At 63.6% G+C, this 17,971-nt stretch carries 21 protein-coding genes; 12 read left to right on the top strand and 9 right to left on the bottom strand.

The window, feature by feature from the left end; genetic code table 11:
* The first annotated feature begins 64 nt into the window (after nt 1–64).
* The 4 genes from K4A76_RS14335 (at nt 65) to K4A76_RS14320 (ending at nt 3,144) form a co-directional block, all read left to right on the top strand.
* Nucleotides 65–1,099, top strand: a complete 1,035-nt coding sequence (locus K4A76_RS14335) for an acyltransferase family protein (protein WP_274410540.1) — start codon at nt 65–67, stop codon at nt 1,097–1,099.
* A gap of 58 nt (nt 1,100–1,157) precedes the next feature.
* Nucleotides 1,158–1,742, top strand: a complete 585-nt coding sequence (gene nfuA, locus K4A76_RS14330) for a Fe-S biogenesis protein NfuA (RefSeq protein WP_003250416.1) — start codon at nt 1,158–1,160, stop codon at nt 1,740–1,742.
* 301 nt (nt 1,743–2,043) lie between these two features.
* Nucleotides 2,044–2,652 carry an SCO family protein gene (locus K4A76_RS14325; RefSeq protein WP_009685906.1) on the top strand — a complete coding sequence of 203 codons (609 nt, stop codon included), beginning with the start codon at nt 2,044–2,046 and terminating at the stop codon, nt 2,650–2,652.
* Entirely contained in the window at nt 2,653–3,144 is a 492-nt protein-coding gene (locus K4A76_RS14320) for a copper chaperone PCu(A)C (RefSeq protein ID WP_274410539.1), read from the top strand. It abuts the gene before it with no gap.
* Nucleotides 3,145–3,176: 32 nt separating this feature from the next.
* Here the strand turns inward: K4A76_RS14320 and K4A76_RS14315 are convergent, their stop codons facing one another.
* The 8 genes from K4A76_RS14315 to K4A76_RS14280 all read right to left on the bottom strand — a co-directional run bounded on the left by K4A76_RS14315 (nt 3,177) and on the right by K4A76_RS14280 (nt 8,818).
* Nucleotides 3,177–3,404 carry a hypothetical protein gene (locus K4A76_RS14315; RefSeq protein ID WP_029884913.1) on the bottom strand — a complete coding sequence of 76 codons (228 nt, stop codon included), beginning with the start codon at nt 3,402–3,404 and terminating at the stop codon, nt 3,177–3,179.
* A 72-nt stretch (nt 3,405–3,476) separates the two neighbouring features.
* Complete coding sequence (locus K4A76_RS14310) at nt 3,477–4,310, bottom strand: AraC family transcriptional regulator (RefSeq protein ID WP_182389948.1); 834 nt, start codon at nt 4,308–4,310, stop codon at nt 3,477–3,479.
* Nucleotides 4,307–4,621, bottom strand: coding sequence for an AzlD domain-containing protein (locus K4A76_RS14305; protein WP_274410538.1), 315 nt, complete (start codon nt 4,619–4,621; stop codon nt 4,307–4,309). The genes K4A76_RS14310 and K4A76_RS14305 overlap by 4 nt, the downstream gene beginning before the upstream one ends.
* Nucleotides 4,618–5,310, bottom strand: a complete 693-nt coding sequence (locus K4A76_RS14300) for an AzlC family ABC transporter permease (RefSeq protein WP_029884915.1) — start codon at nt 5,308–5,310, stop codon at nt 4,618–4,620. The genes K4A76_RS14305 and K4A76_RS14300 overlap by 4 nt, the downstream gene beginning before the upstream one ends.
* 121 nt (nt 5,311–5,431) lie before the next feature.
* Nucleotides 5,432–6,127 (bottom strand): hypothetical protein, encoded by a 696-nt coding sequence (locus tag K4A76_RS14295; RefSeq protein ID WP_029884916.1) that lies wholly within the window; start codon nt 6,125–6,127, stop codon nt 5,432–5,434.
* A gap of 139 nt (nt 6,128–6,266) precedes the next feature.
* Nucleotides 6,267–7,349, bottom strand: coding sequence for a hypothetical protein (locus K4A76_RS14290; RefSeq protein ID WP_274410537.1), 1,083 nt, complete (start codon nt 7,347–7,349; stop codon nt 6,267–6,269).
* A 39-nt stretch (nt 7,350–7,388) separates the two neighbouring features.
* On the bottom strand, nt 7,389–8,027 hold the full coding sequence (locus K4A76_RS14285) for a LysE family translocator (RefSeq protein WP_115294176.1): 639 nt from the start codon (nt 8,025–8,027) through the stop codon (nt 7,389–7,391).
* Between the two features lie 2 nt (nt 8,028–8,029).
* Nucleotides 8,030–8,818 carry a YqcI/YcgG family protein gene (locus K4A76_RS14280; RefSeq protein ID WP_182366533.1) on the bottom strand — a complete coding sequence of 263 codons (789 nt, stop codon included), beginning with the start codon at nt 8,816–8,818 and terminating at the stop codon, nt 8,030–8,032.
* A gap of 160 nt (nt 8,819–8,978) precedes the next feature.
* Between K4A76_RS14280 and K4A76_RS14275 the strand changes: the two genes are divergently transcribed.
* Both K4A76_RS14275 and K4A76_RS14270 read left to right on the top strand, forming a co-directional pair.
* Nucleotides 8,979–9,899 carry a LysR substrate-binding domain-containing protein gene (locus K4A76_RS14275; RefSeq protein ID WP_029884919.1) on the top strand — a complete coding sequence of 307 codons (921 nt, stop codon included), beginning with the start codon at nt 8,979–8,981 and terminating at the stop codon, nt 9,897–9,899.
* A 117-nt stretch (nt 9,900–10,016) separates the two neighbouring features.
* The gene (locus tag K4A76_RS14270; protein WP_274410536.1) at nt 10,017–10,508 is read left to right on the top strand and encodes a GNAT family N-acetyltransferase; all 492 of its coding nucleotides are present in this window, start codon (nt 10,017–10,019) and stop codon (nt 10,506–10,508) included.
* Between the two features lie 52 nt (nt 10,509–10,560).
* Here K4A76_RS14270 and K4A76_RS14265 read toward each other — a convergent pair whose 3' ends face one another.
* The gene (locus K4A76_RS14265) at nt 10,561–11,649 is read right to left on the bottom strand and encodes an asparaginase (protein WP_009685895.1); all 1,089 of its coding nucleotides are present in this window, start codon (nt 11,647–11,649) and stop codon (nt 10,561–10,563) included.
* A 400-nt stretch (nt 11,650–12,049) separates the two neighbouring features.
* Here K4A76_RS14265 and K4A76_RS14260 point away from each other — a divergent pair, with 400 nt between their 5' ends.
* Genes K4A76_RS14260 through rbsD form a run of 6 tightly spaced genes read left to right on the top strand, consistent with a single transcriptional unit; the run spans nt 12,050 to nt 17,918 of the window.
* Nucleotides 12,050–13,003 (top strand): sugar ABC transporter substrate-binding protein, encoded by a 954-nt coding sequence (locus tag K4A76_RS14260; RefSeq protein ID WP_274410535.1) that lies wholly within the window; start codon nt 12,050–12,052, stop codon nt 13,001–13,003.
* Between the two features lie 26 nt (nt 13,004–13,029).
* Nucleotides 13,030–14,583, top strand: a complete 1,554-nt coding sequence (locus K4A76_RS14255) for a sugar ABC transporter ATP-binding protein (protein ID WP_274410534.1) — start codon at nt 13,030–13,032, stop codon at nt 14,581–14,583.
* A complete protein-coding gene (locus K4A76_RS14250; protein ID WP_047149979.1) occupies nt 14,580–15,572 on the top strand; it encodes an ABC transporter permease in 993 nt (330 codons plus the stop codon). The genes K4A76_RS14255 and K4A76_RS14250 overlap by 4 nt, the downstream gene beginning before the upstream one ends.
* A gap of 4 nt (nt 15,573–15,576) precedes the next feature.
* Nucleotides 15,577–16,599 (top strand): LacI family DNA-binding transcriptional regulator, encoded by a 1,023-nt coding sequence (locus K4A76_RS14245; RefSeq protein WP_047149978.1) that lies wholly within the window; start codon nt 15,577–15,579, stop codon nt 16,597–16,599.
* Between the two features lie 15 nt (nt 16,600–16,614).
* Nucleotides 16,615–17,523 carry a ribokinase gene (rbsK, locus tag K4A76_RS14240; RefSeq protein WP_274410533.1) on the top strand — a complete coding sequence of 303 codons (909 nt, stop codon included), beginning with the start codon at nt 16,615–16,617 and terminating at the stop codon, nt 17,521–17,523.
* Entirely contained in the window at nt 17,520–17,918 is a 399-nt protein-coding gene (rbsD, locus tag K4A76_RS14235) for a D-ribose pyranase (RefSeq protein ID WP_009685887.1), read from the top strand. The genes rbsK and rbsD overlap by 4 nt, the downstream gene beginning before the upstream one ends.
* Nucleotides 17,919–17,971 lie beyond the last annotated feature (53 nt).

Below are 17,971 nucleotides of genomic sequence, written 5' to 3'. Positions count from 1 at the left end.
GGCCTGTATCGGTGCTCACGCAGCCGATACGGGCCTCAATGCACCGAAAAGCGCAGGTTCTTTCATGTTGTATTCGCTTCAGGCATTGCGGGCGTTCGCCGCTTGGGTGGTGGTCTGCCACCATTTCATGCAGATCTTCTTCGACTTCCATGCCACGGGCCCCGTCGGCCAATTGCTCACTGACCGGGGCGCCGTGGGCGTGGACATCTTCTTCGTGATCAGTGGGCTGGTCATCTACCTGTCGACCTGCGACAAGCCGGTCGAGCCGCGACAGTTTCTGCTCAACCGGGTGCTGCGCATCGTTCCCGCCTACTGGTTCTATACGGCCCTGATGGCCTTGCTGTTGCTGGCGTTCAGCCAATGGATGCCGCACCAGGTGTTCAGTTGGCATCACTTGCTGCTGTCGCTGCTGTTCATCCCGGCGGAGAACCCCGGCGGTTACGGCCTGTATCCCACCTTGAACGTGGGCTGGACGCTGAACTTCGAAATGTTCTTCTACCTGCTGTTCGGCCTGGCTTTCCTCGTGCGCAAACGGCACCACCTGTTGCTGGTGGCTGGCGCCTTGCTGCTGGTCAGCGAGGTGCTGGGGCGGTTCGGCTTGCTCAGCCGCTTTTACAACAACGACATCATCTATGAGTTCTTGCTCGGCATCGGCCTTGGGGTCTTGTACCGCCATGGGCTGATCCGCCAGGGCCGCGTGCTGGCGTTGCTGTTGCTGGGGGCGGCAGGCCTGGCCATCTATCACCTCGATGCATCGCAGCGCTTGCTGCATTGGGGCGTGCCGAGCGCAATGATCGTGCTTGCCTTCATCGCCCTGGAACCGATGTTCAAAGACAACCGGCTGCTCAAGGCGCTGGGCGACTGCTCGTATTCCGTGTACCTGATCCATGTGCTGGTGCTGTATGCCGGCTGGTTCGCCAGCCAGCGGCTGCAGTTGAATCCTTACTGGGTATTCGCCGTGTGCGTGCCGTCCATTGGACTAATGTCGTGGTTCAGCTACCGCTGGCTGGAACGTGGCCTGTACCGGCGCATGCAGGCGTGGCTGGCGGCGCCGCGAGGGGGCGAGCCGGCCTATGCGCTTTCCCGAGTCAAATACTAGGACTTTGTTCGATGCGCCGGTTGGCGTACACTTGGCGGCAAGTCTGTGAGGAACCTACATGAGCGCTATAACCATTACCGACGCCGCCCATGACTACCTGGCCGATCTGCTCTCCAAGCAGAACACGCCTGGCATCGGCATTCGTATTTTCATCACCCAGCCGGGCACCCAGTACGCCGAAACCTGCATCGCCTACTGCAAGCCGGGCGAAGAGAAGCCTGACGACACCGCCGTTGGCCTCAAGAGCTTTACCGCTTACCTGGATGCGGTCAGCGTGCCGTTCCTGGAAGACGCCCTGGTCGACTACGCCACCGACCGCATGGGTGGCCAGCTGACCATCAAGGCGCCGAACGCCAAGGTGCCGATGGTCAATGAAGACAGCCCGATCAACGAGCGTATCAACTACTACCTGCAGACAGAGATCAACCCTGGTCTGGCCAGCCATGGCGGCCAGGTCAGCCTGGTAGATGTAGTGGATGACGGCATTGCTGTGCTGCAGTTTGGCGGTGGTTGCCAAGGGTGCGGCCAGGCTGACGTAACTTTGAAAGAAGGCATCGAGCGCACCCTGCTCGAGCGTATCCCGGAGCTGAAGGGCGTGCGTGACGTGACTGACCACAGCCAGAAAGAAAACGCCTACTACTAAGCCTTCCGGCGGCTGCTGGGCTGCAGCCGCACCGTTGCCTTGGCGCATGCTTGCTCGGGCTGCGTTGCAGCCCGATCGCGACACATGACCGCGCCTGAACAGGCCGCTAAAGTCCGCACACTTAGCAATAAAGTGTTACGTTTTCAAGCCCTGCGACAACAGGCCGCAGCCCGTATTTCAAGGGCTGCAGGCCCTCCCTGCCCAGGTCGGGTAGAACCCCTCTGGGTGTCATGCCAGAATGCCCCGGTTTTTCGACCGGCCCGTCCCGAGGGCCGGCGCCTTCCCTGTAAAGGATGGTTTCATGAATGATCTATATAGCCGGCGGGCAGTCGTCGCCGGCATGGGCGTTCTCGGGCTCGGCCTGCTGGCGGGCTGCAGCCCGGCGCGGGGGCTCGAGTTCAAGTACGGCAAGAACATGAGCAACGAGATCCTCGGGCGCAAGTTCAGCCTCAAGGACCCGCAAGGCAACGTGCGTACCCTGTCGAGCTTCTACGGCAGCATGCCCATGATTTTCTTCGGCTTCACCCAGTGCCCGGCGATCTGCCCGACCACGCTGGCGCGTGCGGCGCAGATCCGCAAGACCCTGCGCGGCCGCGACCGCGACCTGTTCCAGGTGGTGTTCATCACCCTGGACCCGGAGCGTGACACCCCCGAGGTGCTCGATGCCTACGTCAAGGCCTTTGACCCCACGTTCATCGCACTGACCGGCACCCCCGAAGAAATTGCCGCAGTAGCCAAGGAATTCAAGGTGTTCTACGAGAAAGTCCCGGCCGGGGACACCTACACCATTTCTCATTCGTCCACCAGCTACGTCTACGATACACGTGGCACCCTGCGCCTGAGCCTGGGCCATTCCCTGACAGCCAAGGAATGCGCCGAAGACCTGGTCACCCTGATGGAGATCTGCTGAATGTTGATGCAACCGATCAAACGCGGCTTGGCTGCCCTGGCCCTTGCCGGGCTGGCCCTGCCGGCCCTGCCGGCCCTGGCCCAGACCACCGTGAGTGAAGCCTGGGTGCGTGCCAGCGTGCCGCACCAGCAGTCCACCGGCGCATTCATGACCCTGACCGCCAGCAGCGACAGCAAGCTGGTGAGCGTGGCGTCGCCAGTTGCCAAGACCGTTCAGGTACACGAAATGACCATGAACGGCGATGTGATGGGCATGCGTGAGGTGAAGGCTGTCGAGCTACCAGCGGGCAAAGCCGTTACGCTGGACCCCAATGGCCTGCATGTGATGCTGATGGGCCTGAACGGCCAGGTCAAGGAAGGCGAGAAAGTACCGCTGAGCCTGACCATCGAAGGCGCCAAAGGCGCCAAGGAAACCGTGGAAGTGCAGGCTGAAGTGCGCGCGCTCACCGCCGAGGCGGGCGGCGGCCACGACCACATGCACATGCAGCACTGACAGGTTCCAGCAAGCTAGCCTTGGCGCGCCGGTCAACTGCGAAACTTGGGCAGTGGCCGGTCGAGGGTCAGCGAGGTCAAGGTCTTGCGGACTTGCGCCTCGTCGGCTTCCAGCGCCCGTAAACTCGCGCGAATCTTGCCTGCGGCGGGCACATCGCCCTGCCGGTCGATCCAGTCGGCAATCTCCTTGCACGCGCTACTCAGGCAGGCCTGGCGCTGGTTCATCAGCGACAGTAGGGTGGTGAGCTCTCTTTGGGACATGGCAGGATCCTCCGTTCAGCCCTGTTAGTGTAGCAGTGGCTAGGCGGCCTGCCTGTGGCGAGGTGCCACAGCTCAGCCTGGCCGGCAGGCGCTGCGATAGACGCCCGGCGGCACGCCGTAGGCCTGCTTGAACTGCCGGCTCAGGTGGCTCTGGTCGGCAAAGCCCAGGTCGAACGCGACCTGCGACGCCACCAGGCCGTTTTTCAGCATTTCCCGTGCACGGGCCAGGCGCCGCTGTTTGAGCCAGGCATGCGGCGGCAGGCCGGTAGCCTGGCGAAACACCCGGGCGAAGTGAAATGGCGACAGGTTGACCGCCGCTGCCAGCGCCTCCAGCGAAGGCGGGTCGGCCAGCCGGCTTTCCAGCAGTTCGCGCGCGCGGGCCACTGCCAGGGGCTCTTGGCCGGGGGCCGAAGGCGCCGCGCATTGCCCATGGCGCTGCACCAGCGCCAGCACCGCCTGGCGCCAGGCCGTCTGTTGCTGCAGGGCGCTGGCACCGGCTTCGGACAACTGGTGCAGTTGGCTGAATGCAACGGCCAGCGCCGGGTCTTGGATCACGCTGGCCTTGAAGCTGGGCATGCCGTGACGGCCCAGCTCCAGTTCCTCGAGCACCCCTGTGACCCGTTCATGGTCGGGGTAGAAACCGCGATAGCGCCAACCGGCTTCGTGAGCGGTGGCGCCGGTGTGCAGTTCGTCCGGATTGATCAGCACCATGCTGCCGACCGGGGCCAGGTGCTCGCTGCCGCGGTGCCAGAAACGCTGGGCGCCGGACTCGATCACGGTGAACACATAGCCCTCGTGGACGTGCGGGGCGAAGCGCTGCTGAACGTAACGCGCGTGCAGCATCTCGACGTCGCCCAGCGCTGGCGCCTGCCAAAGGTGTGTCTGCTCGCGCAGTGCCCCGCTCATGCCAGCCAACTGCGCAAAAGGAAGAAGATCAACATGCTCACCAGCATGCTCAGCACTACGCTGCGGGTCAACAGCACCAAGGTGATGGCCGCCAGTGAGCCCAGCAGGTAGGGGTTGAGCAGGCTCAGTTCGAGCTGGTGCTCGGGCAGGAAAATGATGGGGCCGCAGATAGCCGTGAGCATGCCCGGCACGGCAAAGCTCAGAAATTGCCGCGCGTTGGAGCTAAGCCGTAAGGGCAGGCGTGGTTCCAGAAACGCGTAGCGGTTGAGAAACACGATGGCCCCCATGGCAAAAATCAGCACCCAGGTCATGTGCGTGCGCCAGCAAATTTCTGGCAGATGAAACCGGCGCTCATGCCCAGCAGCCCGGCGGCGACCAGGGCGGTCTCCCAGTGCCAGTAGCTGAACAGTACCGAGCAGAACAGCGACACGGCTACGCACGCCAGCGTGGCGAGGTTGCGCACCAGCGGCGCGATCAAGGCCACGAAGGTGGCGACGATGGAAAAGTCCAGCCCGTACTGGTCCAGGTGTGGAATGCTCTGGCCCAGCAGGATACCGGCCAGGGTGAAGAGGTTCCAGGCAACGTAGAAGGTCAGGCCCACCCCTAACGCGTACCAGCGGTTGAACTGCTGCTGGTCGTACTGGCTGGTCAGGGCGAAGAATTCGTCGGTCAACAGAAAGCCCAGGCCCAGCCGCCAGCGCAGCGGCTGGTTGGACAGCACTGGGCGCATCGACAGGCCATACAGCAGGTGCTGTGAGGTCAACAGCAAAGTGGTCAGCAGTATCGATGCCAGGTTGGCGCCGCCCTTGAGCATGCCGATGGCCACCAGTTGCGCGGCGCCGGCAAAAACGATGGCCGACAGCCCTTGGCCCTGCCAAGGGCTTAGGTTGGCCTCGATGGCCATCGACCCGGCGAGCAGGCCCCAAGGGGCGACGGCAAGGGACAGCGGCAGGATGGCGATGGCGCCGTGGAGAAAGGCTTGGCGAGCAATGGTGGGCATGGTGTCTGCAATGCGTTTACAGGGCAGGCCAGCATGCCAGACGGGCAGGGGGTTGGCTTGAACGATCTTGCTGGTCGACAGCGCTTTTGGCGTGAGCGCCCGTAATGCCCCCGGGCACCGGCTAGGGGTGCCGGGTCAGGTGTTGCTGCGCTGTCACGCAGCCATTGATGTCGACCGCCTTCTGCAGCAGGCTCAACCGGTGCTGTGGGTCCAGTTCGCTGAGCAGGCGGTACACCTCGGCCTGGTAGTCACGCTGGCGCCCCCACAGCATTTCCAGGCCTTGTGGCTGGTTGCGTCGGCAGGCCAGGTGGGTGGCAGGCTGCGGGTAATAGGGGGCGTACACGGTGGCCATGCTGGGGATGGCCTCCAGGGCTGTGCGGTAATCGCTACTGGCATTGTAGGGCTGGCACCAGGTGGCGATGGCCGGTGCGGGTGCGGCAAAGCCCTGCTTTAGGCTGGCTTCGAGCAACGGGCAGGCAGCTTCAGGGATCTGCGCCGCGGGAAGGTAGGTCATGTAGTACAGGGCCAACCGGTACTGGGCGACCGGGTGGCCCAGCTCGACCGACTTTTTCAAAAGGGCCACCGCTGTAGGCAAGGTGTGAGCCATTGCCTGCCCCTGGCGGCTGAGCTCCGGGTCGGCGCCCAGCGACGTGCGCAGGGTGCTGCTGCCTTCTTCCTGATTGTCGGCCTGTTCCAGCAATGGCAACGCCTGGCGGTAGAGCAGGTCGGCATGCGGGTCGATATTAACCTCCAGCGCCTGGGCAGCCAGCGGCAGTAACGCAACCAGTAGCGCGGGCAGGCGCATGGCCAGGCTCACAGGTGAACTCCATGGGCGGCCAGGTAAGAGTGCACGGTTTCGACGGTCATGGCGGTCAAGCATTGCGCCTCGGGGAAATCGGAACGACCACGTATTCTAGCCAGCCAAGGGGCCTGGCCGAAAGGCCGCTGTGCAAATGTCAGACGAGTCTGATAGGGGTGACATTACGTTGGGCGTGTTTTTCCTGGGCCAGGCCCAGCTTGGCGGTGATCACCTTGGCCAAGGCATTGTTGCCCAGGTCGTTCAGGTGCAGGCGATCGATGAACAAATCTGCCCCGAACACGGGCGAGCTGCTGAGCATGCCGTTCATGTCGTAGCAGGGGACCGGATCGGCCTGGCTCTTGATGCGGCGAAAAAACGCCGAGTGCAGTTGGCTGTCGAGCGCGCCGTCGAGCAGCCGGTCGAAGTTGCCCGGCTGCTGCTCCAGTGCCGCCAACATGGCCTGTTCGCCGGCAGGCAGGGTTTCCCGGCACCAGGGCAGCAACGGTTGCAGGATGAAGGTCAGGGTGGCGTGGCTGTCGGCCAGCAACCGGTCCCACTGCCGCAGCGTGCGGCCAATGGTGTCGGCAGCGCGGGCCAGGCGCTTCTCCGGGGGAGATAGCGGCCAACTGCCCACGGCTTCGGCTGGCGGCGGCGGCGCCAAGGCTTGACCGATGCGCCGCCACAACGATTGCCGGCGGGCGGCGGTGGCAGGCTGCAGGCCTTCGCTGAAGCTGTTGAGAAAGTCCTGGTAAGCCTTGCCATGGGCCGCTGCGGGGCTGGCAAGCACTTCGCACAGGGCTTCGTGGGCCAGGCTGTTCAGGCCGCTAAGCACGACCACGTGGCCGAGCTGGCCCAGGCGATGCTGGTGGGTCAGGAACAACAGCAGCTCCTGGCTGGCATTGAGCCCGCAACCGGCCAGGCTCAGCCAGACTTCGCCGGTGAGCATCGACAGGTGCGAGGCCACGGTGTGCTCGTCGGAGCTGGCGCCGATGCCCAGAGCTGTCGAGCCGCCCACCAGCAAGTTGATGCGTGAAGCGCCGCCGCGCTCGCCCGCAGAAAAGCGCTTGCCGGCGCAATGGCTGTAGCGCAGGCCCAGGGCATCGGTGTTGATGGTGCCGGAGCGGTAGCTGGTTTCGTGCACATGCACGGTGTGTGGCGCGCGGCGGCTGCCGCACAGCAGAAAGCGCTGGTAGTCCTGTGGCAGCGGCGAAGGAGGCGGACTGGTGTGGGTGGGGTTCATGAATGCTCCTTCAATGGCGCCGTAGGGTGCACAGCAGTTTCAGGCCGCCAGTTCTTTCAGGTTGTACAGCAGGCCGCCTGCGGCGATCAGCAGCAGCGCCACGCCGGACGCCAGGCTGATGACCCGGTTGCTACGCTGCGAGGCGATCTTGCCGATGGCGAAGATGTACAGGCTGAGCACAGCGAAGTCGATGGCCACCCAGAGCAGCGACAGGACCACCATGCTTTTGCCGAACGACTCGGTGATCTGGATGAACTGCGGGAAGAAGGCGATGAAGAAGATGATGTCCTTCGGGTTGGAAATGCCCACCATGAAACCTTGCAGCAGCCCGCCACGGCCGGGCTTGGCCGCCTCGTTCGGGGCCTCGTTCGAGGCCGCAGCAGCCGGCGCCTGCAGCGCCTCGCGCAGGGTACCCACGGCAATGTGGCCGATGAACAGGCAGCCCAGCAGGCTCATGATGTTGAGCCAGGTCTTGTCGATGGCCGCGCTGGTGAGGATGATCCAGGCGGCTGCGCCAATCAGCACCAGGGACGCCCAGTTGGTGCCGACGGCGGTGAACATGGCCTTGCGCGAGCCCGAAGCGGCCGCAGTGTTGACGATCAGTGCCACCACTGGGCCGGGCGTGGCGATCAGCAGCAGGACGGTGAGGGCATAAGTGGCGGTGAGTGCGGTATTCACGGTCAGTTCTCGATCAGTATGTCGGGTGTCGGCTGGTGTGCGGTGTGGGTATGAAACGGGCAGCGCGACGGGTTCAGCGAACCTGCCTCCTGCAGCTGGTACTGCTTCCATTCGTAGTTGTCGGCATCGCCAAAAGCGCCAAGGGTGTCGGGCACGACGCCATCGTTGTAGTGGTGTACCCGCTCGCGTATGCGCGCGCGGATGCGCCGGCCGCTTTCGCTGCTGGTGTCGGCCACTTCGTCGAAGTTTTCCCGGGGGTTGATGACGAAGGTGATGTGCTGGCCCAGGTTGCGGCTTTTCATGCGCTGGTGGCCGGGGAAGTTCATGTTGATGAACAGCGGCATGCCGGCGTAGCAGAACGACCAGCCGGTATCGGCGGGGTCGGTCGGTATGCCCTGTGGCCAGGGGTGGGGATCGCGCGCATGCACCCCGCGCAGCACCTTCCAGGCCAGCGCCTGCTGTTCGCTCAGGCTGCTGTCGGCTGCCGTCTGCAGAAACACCACCAGTGGGCTGCCGATGCGCTGCCGGGGTGTGACAGGTGCGATGAGGCGCACATAATCGGCCAGGCCCTGTGCGATATCATCCGCCAGTTGCTCGGCGCGTGCGAACAGGATGTAACAGGTTTCGCCGTTTACCGCCTTGCGGCCGAACAGGCACGGAAATTCGGGGTTGGCGAGAATGGTGCGAAATTGTTCTACGGTGGTGTACGTCCAGTGTTGCATGTCATGACCATGTTCAGCGGCGAGCTCTAGCGCATCCAGGCGATAGCAATTTCCATATCCCGTAAACATGATTTCCCCAGGCGTGAATTTAAATGAACGTTCCAGTCATATGCAGGCAGGATCTTGGTTATATTTGTTTTTTACCTGCATTTTCCGAGACGCACTTCACGTTGTAAAACGCGTGGAACTATGACCTACTATTAGTCTCACTCATGCTCGGGATATCGCCATGTCGGAACGCATCCAGGCCCTGCACGCATTGCGTGCCTTCGAGGTGGCGTCACGCTATGGCTCCTTCACCCGTGCGGCCGAGGAGCTTGCCTTGACCCAGGGTGCAGTCAGCCACCACATCAAGACTCTAGAAGCCATGTTTGGTTGCGACCTGTTCGAGCGCCGTGGGCCCAAGCTGAGCCTGACCGAGCATGGCCGTGTGCTGGCCCAGGAACTGAAAGTGGGCTTCAAGATCATCGAAAATGCCTGCGCGTTGTTGCGCCAGGACCGTTATGGCTTGCGCCTGAAGGCGCCTTCCACGCTGACCGTACGCTGGCTGTTGCGGGCGCTGGATGCGTTCAAGAAGCACGAAGACCACTGCAGTGTGCAGCTGTCGAGCGTGTGGATGGACATCGACAGCGTCGACTTCTATTCCGAGCCATACGACTGCGCCATTCTTCTGGCCAGCGGGCGCTTCCCTGCCGATATCGACAGCTTCAAACTGTTCGACGAGTGGCTGATACCGGTATGCCACCCCGATTACATGGCGCAAGCGCAGCCAGCCCTCAGCGACCTGCCGCAGTGCGAGTTCCTGCACCCTTCCCCCGACCGGCGCGACTGGCGGCGCTGGTTGGCGCGGATGGACGCGCTGCACATCAGTATCGACCAGGGGCAGGTATTCGACACGCTGGACCAGGGCATTTCGGCTGCCCAGCAGGGCCTGGGCATTTCGGTCGTCGATCTGGTACTGGCCAGTGCCGACCTGGCGGCCGGGCGCCTGGTTACGCCATTCAAGCATGCCGTGGCCACCGGCGACGGGTACTACATGACCTGGCTCAAGGCCAGCCCCAAGGCGCGGCAGATGCACAAGCTGCGTGACTTCCTGATGGGCCAGGTGCCGCCGCTGGCCTACAAGGATATCGACTACCTGTACGGTTGAGCCGTACTGCTTCGCGGTGGCAGAGCGCTGTGGCCAAAGTGCCTTGCAACGGCTGCGCGCATGCCAGCCAGCGGTTTAGAATGGCCGGCTTGCCATTTTGTTACCCGGAGCCTGCCCATGAGCAACCTGCAATTCCGCCAGCCCGTCATGACCGACGCCGAGCGCTGCTACCAGATTGAGGTGAGTGCCTACGAGGGCGACGAGGCGGCCACCCTGGAAAAGATCCGCACCCGTATCAGCCAGTACCCACAAGGCTTCCTGTTGCTCGAAGAGCAGGCCGGCATCGTGGGGTTCATCAACAGTGGCTGTGCCCATGCCGTGGTGATGGCTGACGAGGCGTTCAAAGAGTTGGTCGGGCATGACCCGCAGGCAGCCAATGTGGTGATCATGTCGGTGGTGGTGGACCCCGCGCACCAGGGCAAAGGCTACGCCAAGCGGCTGATGGATGAATTCATTGCGCGGACCAAGGCGCAAGGCAAGCAGACCATTCACCTGATGTGCAAGGAGCAGCATGTGGAGCTGTACCGCAAGATGGGCTACCAGTACGTGCGGCCTTCGCCCTCCGACCACGGCGGCATGGCTTGGCACGAAATGGTCATGGCCCTCTAGGCAACCGTGAAGCGGGCCTCAGCAGCCCGTGGCTGCTGAGGTTGCTGGGGTATCAGTACTCCCAGAAGATCCGCTGCAGCTCCTTGCTGTCCTGGGTCTTGGTCATCGCCACCATCGCCAGAATCCGCGCCTTCTGCGGGTTCAGGTCGTGTGCCACCACCCAGTCGTTCTTGTCATCTGGCTGTTCGGCGTTACGCAGCACGAGGCCACCCTGGTTGACGTGCGACGAGCGAATGATCTGCACACCCTCCTTGCGCAATTCCTGCAGCGCCGGCACTACCCGTGAAGACACCGAGCCATTGCCGGTACCGGCGTGGATCAGTGCCTTGGCGCCATGTTGCGCCAACGCTTTGTAGGCGGTGTCGGTCACGTTGCCATAGCCATAGGCGATGTCCACCTGCGGCAGGCTGCTGATCTGTTTGATGTCGAACTCGGAGTTGACCGTGTGACGCTTGGCCGGCAGGCGGAACCAGTACGACTTGCCTTCCACGACCATGCCCATTGGCCCCCAGGCGCTCTTGAACGCTTCAGTCTTGATGTTGACCGCCTTGCTCACGTCACGGCCAGACTGGATCTCGTCGTTCATGGTCACCAGCACGCCCTTGCCTCGCGACTGCTGGTCGCCGGCCACGGCCACTGCATTGTAGAGGTTGAGCATGCCGTCGGCGGACATGGCGGTGCCCGGGCGCATCGAGCCGACTACCACGATTGGCTTGTCGGTTTTCTCGACCAGGTTGAGGAAGTAGGCGGTTTCTTCCAGGGTGTCGGTACCGTGGGTGATGACGATACCGTCCACATCCTTGCTGTCGGCCAGTTCGGCGACGCGTTTGGCCAGCTTCAGCAGGTCATCGTTGCTGATGCTTTCCGAGGCGATCTGCATCACCTGCTCGCCGCGCACATTGGCGATGTCGGCGAGCTCCGGCACGCCGGCGATCAGCTTGTCCACCCCCAGCTTGGCAGCCTGGTAGGTGGCGCTGTTGGCGGCGCTGGCGCCAGCGCCGGCGATGGTGCCACCGGTGGCGAGGATGACCACGTTGGCCAGTTTCTGCCGGGTTTCGGCTTCCTTGGCCGAGGCGGCGGTGGGCAGGACCAGCAGCAGGGCGAGGGCGCTGGGGGCAAAGGTTTTCAGTGCGGCATTCATCGTTCTTGTGCTCTCTTCCAAATGAGATGGTTTTTGAATCGCGCAGCTTGCAAGGCATCTTTCATACCAGCTTGCGCGCGCAGTGGTGCAGGCACCGCCATGTGTTGCAGTGCTGTGCGCAGCAGCCCCGAAACCAAGGCCGCAGCGCAGGTTGGCGCAGGTGCAGCGCAGCCCGGCGCGACCCAGGGGGGGGGCGTTGCGGGGGTAGTGTTCCATTCGAGAATCCGAACAGGCGTAGGAAAAGGTGTTCGGTTTTGCGGAAAGATTCTGGATAATCAGCGCCAACGGTTTCGGCCGCTGACCTGAAAAACGGATTTGACAAACCCTGGTACTGTTTCCATAGTTACGTACCGCAAACGTTTGCGATCCGATAAAAAAACAAGATTCGGAGTCATCGTCCATGAAGCTGCCGTTCCCCGGTCGTCTGCTGGCCCTCGCTGTCGTTTCCTCACTCTCCCTTGCCTTGCCGTTTTCTGCCGCCCACGCCGAAGACAAGCCCAAGGTCGCCCTGGTCATGAAATCGCTGGCCAACGAGTTCTTCCGCACCATGGAAGACGGTGCCAAGGACTACCAGAAAAGCCACGCCGCTGAGTTTGATTTGATTGCCAACGGCATCAAGAACGAAACCGACACTGGCGAACAGATCCGCATCGTCGAGCAAATGGTCAACGCCGGCGCCAAGGCGCTGGTGATAGCCCCGGCCGATTCCAAGGCGCTGGTATCAGCGGTGAAGAAAGCCATGGACAAAGGCGTGGTGGTGATCAACATCGATAACCGCCTGGACCCAGAGCTGCTCAAGAGCAAAGGCATCAGCGTGCCCTTCGTCGGCCCTGACAACCGCAAGGGGGCGCGTATGGTGGGTGACTACCTGGCCCACCAGAAGCTCAAGGCCGGTGACCAGGTGGGCATCATCGAAGGGGTGCCAACCACCACCAATGCCCAGCAGCGCACGGCAGGCTTCAAGGACGCCATGGAAGCCGCCAAAATGAACATCGTCTCGGTCCAAAGCGGTAACTGGGAGATCGACAAAGGCAATGCCGTCGCCGCTTCCATGCTCAACGAATACCCCGACCTCAAGGCCCTGCTGGCCGGTAACGACAGCATGGCGCTGGGTGCGGTTTCGGCTGTGCGTGCCGCCGGCAAGGCGGGCCAGGTGCAAGTGGTCGGCTATGACAACATCAACGCCATCAAGCCGATGCTGGCCGATGGCCGCGTGCTCGCCACCCTTGACCAGGCCGCCAGCCAGCAAGCCGTATTCGGTATTCAAGCCGCATTGAAAATGGTCAAAGGCGAAAAGCCTGACGTGGATGCCGACAACGTCATCCAGACCCCAGTCAAGCTCGTTACCAAGTAGCCCCGACCCTGCCAGGAGAACCGGCCATGCCTGCATCGGCCAATGAAGTGGTGCTCGCTGCCAGCGGCCTTGGCAAGACCTATGCCCAGCCGGTTCTGGGCGAGGTCAGCCTGAACCTGCGGGCCGGCGAAGTGCTGGCCCTGACCGGCGAGAACGGTGCGGGCAAGAGCACGCTGTCCAAGTTGATCAGCGGCCTGGAAACCCCCACCGCCGGGCACATGACCTACCGCGGCCAGGCCTACGCCCCTGCCAGCCGCAGCGAGGCGGAGCGCCTTGGCGTGCGCATGGTCATGCAGGAACTGAACCTGCTGCCAACCTTGACCGTGGCGGAAAACCTGTTTCTCGACAACCTGCCCAGCCGTTTTGGCTGGATCAACCACAAACGCCTGCGCCAGTTGGCTACGGCGGCCATGGCCAGGGTCGGGCTCGATGCCATCGACCCGGATACCCCAGTCGGCGAACTGGGTATCGGCCACCAGCAAATGGTCGAAATCGCCCGTAACCTGATCGGCGACTGCCACGTGCTGATCTTCGACGAACCTACCGCGATGCTGACCGCGCGTGAGGTGGAGCTGCTGTTCACCCAGATCGACCGCCTGCGCGCGCGCGGGGTGGCCATCGTGTACATCTCGCACCGCCTGGAAGAACTGCAGCGCGTCGCCCAGCGGATCGTCGTACTGCGCGACGGCAGGCAGGTGTGTGACGAGCCCATCCAGCGCTACAGCAGCGCCGAACTGGTCAACCTCATGGTGGGCCGCGAACTGGGCGAACACATCGACCTCGGCCGGCGGCAGCTTGGCGCACCCTTGCTCAAGGTTGAGCGGCTTACCCGCAGCGACAAGGTGCGCGAGGTATCTTTCGAGGTCAGGGCGGGGGAGATATTCGGCATCTCCGGCCTGATCGGCGCGGGCCGCACCGAGTTGTTGCGCCTGATCTACGGCGCCGACCGTGCTGACAGCGGCAGCATCGCATTGGGCCAGCCACCGCAGCCGGTGACCATCGATTCGCCCAAGGCGGCCGTGCGCGCAGGCATAGCCTTGATCACCGAAGACCGCAAAGGCGAGGGCCTGCTGCTGAGCCAGTCGATCAGCGCCAACATTGCCTTGGGCAACCTTGGCGCCGTGTCACGGGCCGGCGTGCTCGACGGCGAGGCGGAAAGGGCCTTGGCCGAGCGTCAGATCCAGGCCATGCGTATTCGCAGCGCCGGTGCGCAACAGGTGGTTGGCGAGCTGTCGGGTGGCAACCAGCAGAAGGTCGTGATCGGCCGTTGGCTGGAGCGCGACTGCCAGGTGCTGCTGTTCGACGAGCCCACCCGGGGCATCGATGTCGGTGCCAAGTTCGACATCTACGGCCTGCTGGCCGAACTGGCACGCCAAGGCAAGGCCCTGGTGGTGGTGTCCAGCGACCTGCGCGAATTGATGTTGATCTGCGACCGCATCGCCGTGCTGTCTGCCGGCCGCCTGATCGACACCTTCGACCGTGAGCACTGGACGCAGGATCAACTGTTGGCGGCAGCCTTTGCCGGTTATCAGAAACGTGACGCTCTGCTGCATGAGGCAGCCCCCAGGATGGACGTATGAAAACCACACCGCTCGATAGCCAAGGCGCCGCCGTGCGCCGCAACGGTTCCTATTATGGCCTGGGCACCTACCTGGGCCTGGCCGGCGCCTTGCTGGCGATGATCGTGCTGTTCTCGTTCCTCAGCAGCCACTTCTGGTCGTACAACACTTTCAGCACATTGGCCAACCAGATCCCGGACCTGATGGTACTGGCGGTCGGCATGACCTTCGTGCTGATCATCGGCGGTATCGACCTGTCGGTGGGGTCGGTGCTGGCCCTGGCCGCGTCGACGGTGAGCGTGGCCATGCTCGGTTGGGGCTGGGGCGTGCTACCCGCCGCGCTACTGGGCATGGCCGTGGCTGCGCTGGCCGGCAGCATCACCGGCAGCGTGACCGTGGCCTGGCGCATCCCTTCGTTCATCGTCTCGCTCGGCGTGCTGGAAATGGCCCGCGGCCTGGCCTACCAGTTCACCGACTCGCGCACCGCCTACATCGGCGATGCCTATGCCTGGTTCTCCGACCCGGTCGCCTTTGGCATCTCGCCAGCGTTCATCATCGGCTTGCTGGTGATCGTGCTGGCCCACCTGGTGCTGACCCGCACAGTGTTCGGCCGCTACCTGATCGGCATCGGCACCAATGAAGAGGCCGTGCGCCTTGCAGGTATCGACCCACGGCCCTACAAAGTGCTGGTGTTCGCGCTGATGGGCCTGCTGGCCGGGCTGGCTGCGCTGTTCCAGATTTCCCGGTTGGAGGCGGCCGACCCCAATGCGGGCTCGGGCCTGGAACTGCAGGTCATTGCCGCCGTAGTGATCGGTGGCACCAGCCTGATGGGCGGGCGCGGCTCGGTCATCAGCACCTTCTTCGGCGTGCTGATCATTTCCGTGCTGGCCGCTGGGTTGGCGCAGATCGGTGCCAGCGAACCGACCAAGCGCATCATCACCGGGGCGGTGATCGTCATTGCCGTGGTGCTCGACACTTACCGTAGCCGGCGTGCAGGCCGGCGGAACTGACAACATGGCAACCATCAAAGATGTCGCGGCATTGGCGGGTATTTCCTACACCACGGTGTCCCATGTATTGAACAAGACCCGACCGGTCAGCGAGCAGGTGCGGCAGAAAGTGGAGGCCGCGATTGTCGAACTCGACTACGTGCCCAGTGCCGTGGCGCGTTCGCTGAAGGCTCGTAGCACGGCGACCATCGGCCTGCTGGTGCCCAGCAGCGTGAACCCTTACTTTGCCGAGCTGGCGCGGGGCATCGAGGATGCCTGTGAACGCAACGGCTATTGCGTGATTCTGTGCAACTCCGACGACAACCCACAAAAGCAGCGCAGCTACCTGCGCGTGTTGCTGGAAAAGCGCATCGACGGGCTGGTGGTGGCGTCGGTGGGCGAGGACAGCGACCTGCTGCAAAGCCTGGCCGGCGTACGTACGCCCATGGTGATCGTCGACCGCGAGCTGGAAGGGGTGGACGCTGACCTGGTGCGCATCGACCACGAGCACGGCGCTTACCTGGCGACCCAGCACCTGCTGGCCCTGGGGCACCGCGACATCGCCTATATCGGCGGCCCCGCCGATACCGGGGTAACCCAGCTGCGCCTGCGCGGCTTTCATCGGGCCATGGCCGAGGCGCAGGCGCCGGTGCACAGTGACCGTGTGCTGCACTGCGACTTCACCAGCCCGGGCGGCCATGCCGCCGCTGCGCAAGTGTTGCAGGGGCGGCGCCCTACGGCCATTTTTGCGGGCAACGACATGATCGGTTTCGGCGTGCTGCGCGCTGCCGCCGAACGCAATATCAACGTGCCCGGCGAATTGTCGGTGATCGGCTTCGACGACATCGAGCTCAGCCGCTACGTGTACCCGCCGTTGACCACCGTGGGCCAGTCGATCCGCGAACTGGGCGAGAGCGCTGCCTCGCTGTTGCTGGCGCGCATCGGCACACCCCGGCAAGGCGTGGCGGAGCAGCGCATCGTCGCCCCGCGCATTGTCTTGCGCGAATCCACCGGGCCGCGCCCGGACCTGTTCAACGATTACCGCTAACGCTAAGGAACTGTCATGAATGCCAAGGTTGTGGTGGTCGGCAGCCTCAACATGGACCTGGTGGTCCGCGCCCAGCGCTTGCCTCGCGCCGGCGAAACCCTGCCCGGCGAACGTTTTTTCACGGTGCCGGGCGGCAAGGGGGCCAACCAGGCCGTAGCAGCTGCGCGCCTGGGCGCCAGCGTGGCGATGATTGGCAATGTCGGCGATGACGATTATGGCCGCCAGTTGCACCAGGCATTGTCTGCAGAAGGCATCGACTGCCAGGGCGTCAGTACCTGCCCGGGCGTGTCCAGCGGTGTAGCCCTGATCACCGTGGATGCCGCCAGTCAGAATTGCATTGTCATCATCCCCGGCGGCAATGGCCTGCTGACGCCGCAGTCGGTGCAGCACTTTGAGGCGTTGTTGCAGGCTGCGCAGGTGGTCATCTGCCAGTTGGAGGTGCCGGTCGAGACAGTGGCCTGGACGCTGAAGCGGGCGCACGATCTGGGCAAGCAGGTGATCCTCAACCCGGCGCCTGCCACCGGCCCGCTGCCTGCGCAATGGTTTGCGTTCATCGATTACCTTACCCCCAATGAAAGCGAGGCCGAAGCGCTGACCGGCATCGCGGTGACCGACCAGGCTAGCGCGCAGCTTGCCGCAGAGCGCTTGCTGCAGGCGGGGGCGGGCAAGGTGATCGTCACGCTGGGCGCGCAAGGGGCGTTGCTGGTAACGCCCGAGGGCCACCAGCATTACCCCGCACCGGTGGTGCAGCCGCTGGACACCACTGCTGCTGGCGACACATTCATTGGCGGCTTCGCTGCGGGCCTGGTGCGTGGTGTGGAGGAGGGCGAGGCCATCGCCTTCGGCCAGCGTGCTGCGGCGCTGTCGGTGACACGCGCTGGCGCGCAGCCATCAATCCCTTACCTGGCGGAGCTGGTGCCATGAAGAAAACCCCGCTGCTGAACGTTGCCCTTTCGCGCACCATCGCCGGCATGGGCCATGGCGATATCCTGGTGATCGGCGATGCGGGCCTGCCGGTGCCGCCAGGCGTGGAAATGATCGACCTGGCGATCACCCCTGGCTTGCCGGACTTCGCCAGTGTGTTGCGCGCCGTGCTGAGCGAGCTCCAGGTGGAGCGGCATGTGCTGGCCGAGGAAATGCAGAAAGTGGTGCCGCCAGCGCTGGTCGAGCTCGAGCGCCTGAAGGGCAAGTTGGGCAAGCGCGAATGGCTTAGCCATGAAGCATTCAAGGTGCTGTCGCGCAGTGCCCGGGCGGTGGTGCGTACCGGTGAGTGCCAGCCCTACAGCAATATCGCGCTGGTTTCCGGCGTCACGTTCTGAGCCGTTGACCAGCCGCCGGTGCCACCCGGCGCGTCGGCCGTTATTCACCAAAG

The sequence above is a fragment of the Pseudomonas sp. NEEL19 genome (assembly GCF_028751975.1).
Classification (GTDB): Bacteria; Pseudomonadota; Gammaproteobacteria; order Pseudomonadales; family Pseudomonadaceae; genus Aquipseudomonas; species Aquipseudomonas juntendi.
Note: the sequence above shows the minus strand (reverse complement) of the source record. Positions and strands in the feature narration are given on the sequence as shown.

What these genes read in the sequence shown, in the direction of transcription:
- K4A76_RS14270 (WP_274410536.1), top strand. Translation starts at nt 10,017, where the DNA reads ATGAGCAACCTGCAATTCCGCCAGCCCGTCATGACCGACGCCGAGCGC.
- K4A76_RS14265 (WP_009685895.1), bottom strand. Translation starts at nt 11,649, where the DNA reads ATGAATGCCGCACTGAAAACCTTTGCCCCCAGCGCCCTCGCCCTGCTG.
- K4A76_RS14315 (WP_029884913.1), bottom strand. Translation starts at nt 3,404, where the DNA reads ATGTCCCAAAGAGAGCTCACCACCCTACTGTCGCTGATGAACCAGCGC.
- K4A76_RS14245 (WP_047149978.1), top strand. Translation starts at nt 15,577, where the DNA reads ATGGCAACCATCAAAGATGTCGCGGCATTGGCGGGTATTTCCTACACC.
- K4A76_RS14325 (WP_009685906.1), top strand. Translation starts at nt 2,044, where the DNA reads ATGAATGATCTATATAGCCGGCGGGCAGTCGTCGCCGGCATGGGCGTT.
- K4A76_RS14310 (WP_182389948.1), bottom strand. Translation starts at nt 4,310, where the DNA reads ATGAGCGGGGCACTGCGCGAGCAGACACACCTTTGGCAGGCGCCAGCG.
- K4A76_RS14305 (WP_274410538.1), bottom strand. Translation starts at nt 4,621, where the DNA reads ATGACCTGGGTGCTGATTTTTGCCATGGGGGCCATCGTGTTTCTCAAC.
- K4A76_RS14335 (WP_274410540.1), top strand. Translation starts at nt 65, where the DNA reads ATGTTGTATTCGCTTCAGGCATTGCGGGCGTTCGCCGCTTGGGTGGTG.
- rbsK (WP_274410533.1), top strand. Translation starts at nt 16,615, where the DNA reads ATGAATGCCAAGGTTGTGGTGGTCGGCAGCCTCAACATGGACCTGGTG.
- K4A76_RS14290 (WP_274410537.1), bottom strand. Translation starts at nt 7,349, where the DNA reads ATGAACCCCACCCACACCAGTCCGCCTCCTTCGCCGCTGCCACAGGAC.
- K4A76_RS14280 (WP_182366533.1), bottom strand. Translation starts at nt 8,818, where the DNA reads ATGTTTACGGGATATGGAAATTGCTATCGCCTGGATGCGCTAGAGCTC.
- rbsD (WP_009685887.1), top strand. Translation starts at nt 17,520, where the DNA reads ATGAAGAAAACCCCGCTGCTGAACGTTGCCCTTTCGCGCACCATCGCC.
- K4A76_RS14275 (WP_029884919.1), top strand. Translation starts at nt 8,979, where the DNA reads ATGTCGGAACGCATCCAGGCCCTGCACGCATTGCGTGCCTTCGAGGTG.
- K4A76_RS14300 (WP_029884915.1), bottom strand. Translation starts at nt 5,310, where the DNA reads ATGCCCACCATTGCTCGCCAAGCCTTTCTCCACGGCGCCATCGCCATC.
- nfuA (WP_003250416.1), top strand. Translation starts at nt 1,158, where the DNA reads ATGAGCGCTATAACCATTACCGACGCCGCCCATGACTACCTGGCCGAT.
- K4A76_RS14320 (WP_274410539.1), top strand. Translation starts at nt 2,653, where the DNA reads ATGTTGATGCAACCGATCAAACGCGGCTTGGCTGCCCTGGCCCTTGCC.
- K4A76_RS14250 (WP_047149979.1), top strand. Translation starts at nt 14,580, where the DNA reads ATGAAAACCACACCGCTCGATAGCCAAGGCGCCGCCGTGCGCCGCAAC.
- K4A76_RS14255 (WP_274410534.1), top strand. Translation starts at nt 13,030, where the DNA reads ATGCCTGCATCGGCCAATGAAGTGGTGCTCGCTGCCAGCGGCCTTGGC.
- K4A76_RS14260 (WP_274410535.1), top strand. Translation starts at nt 12,050, where the DNA reads ATGAAGCTGCCGTTCCCCGGTCGTCTGCTGGCCCTCGCTGTCGTTTCC.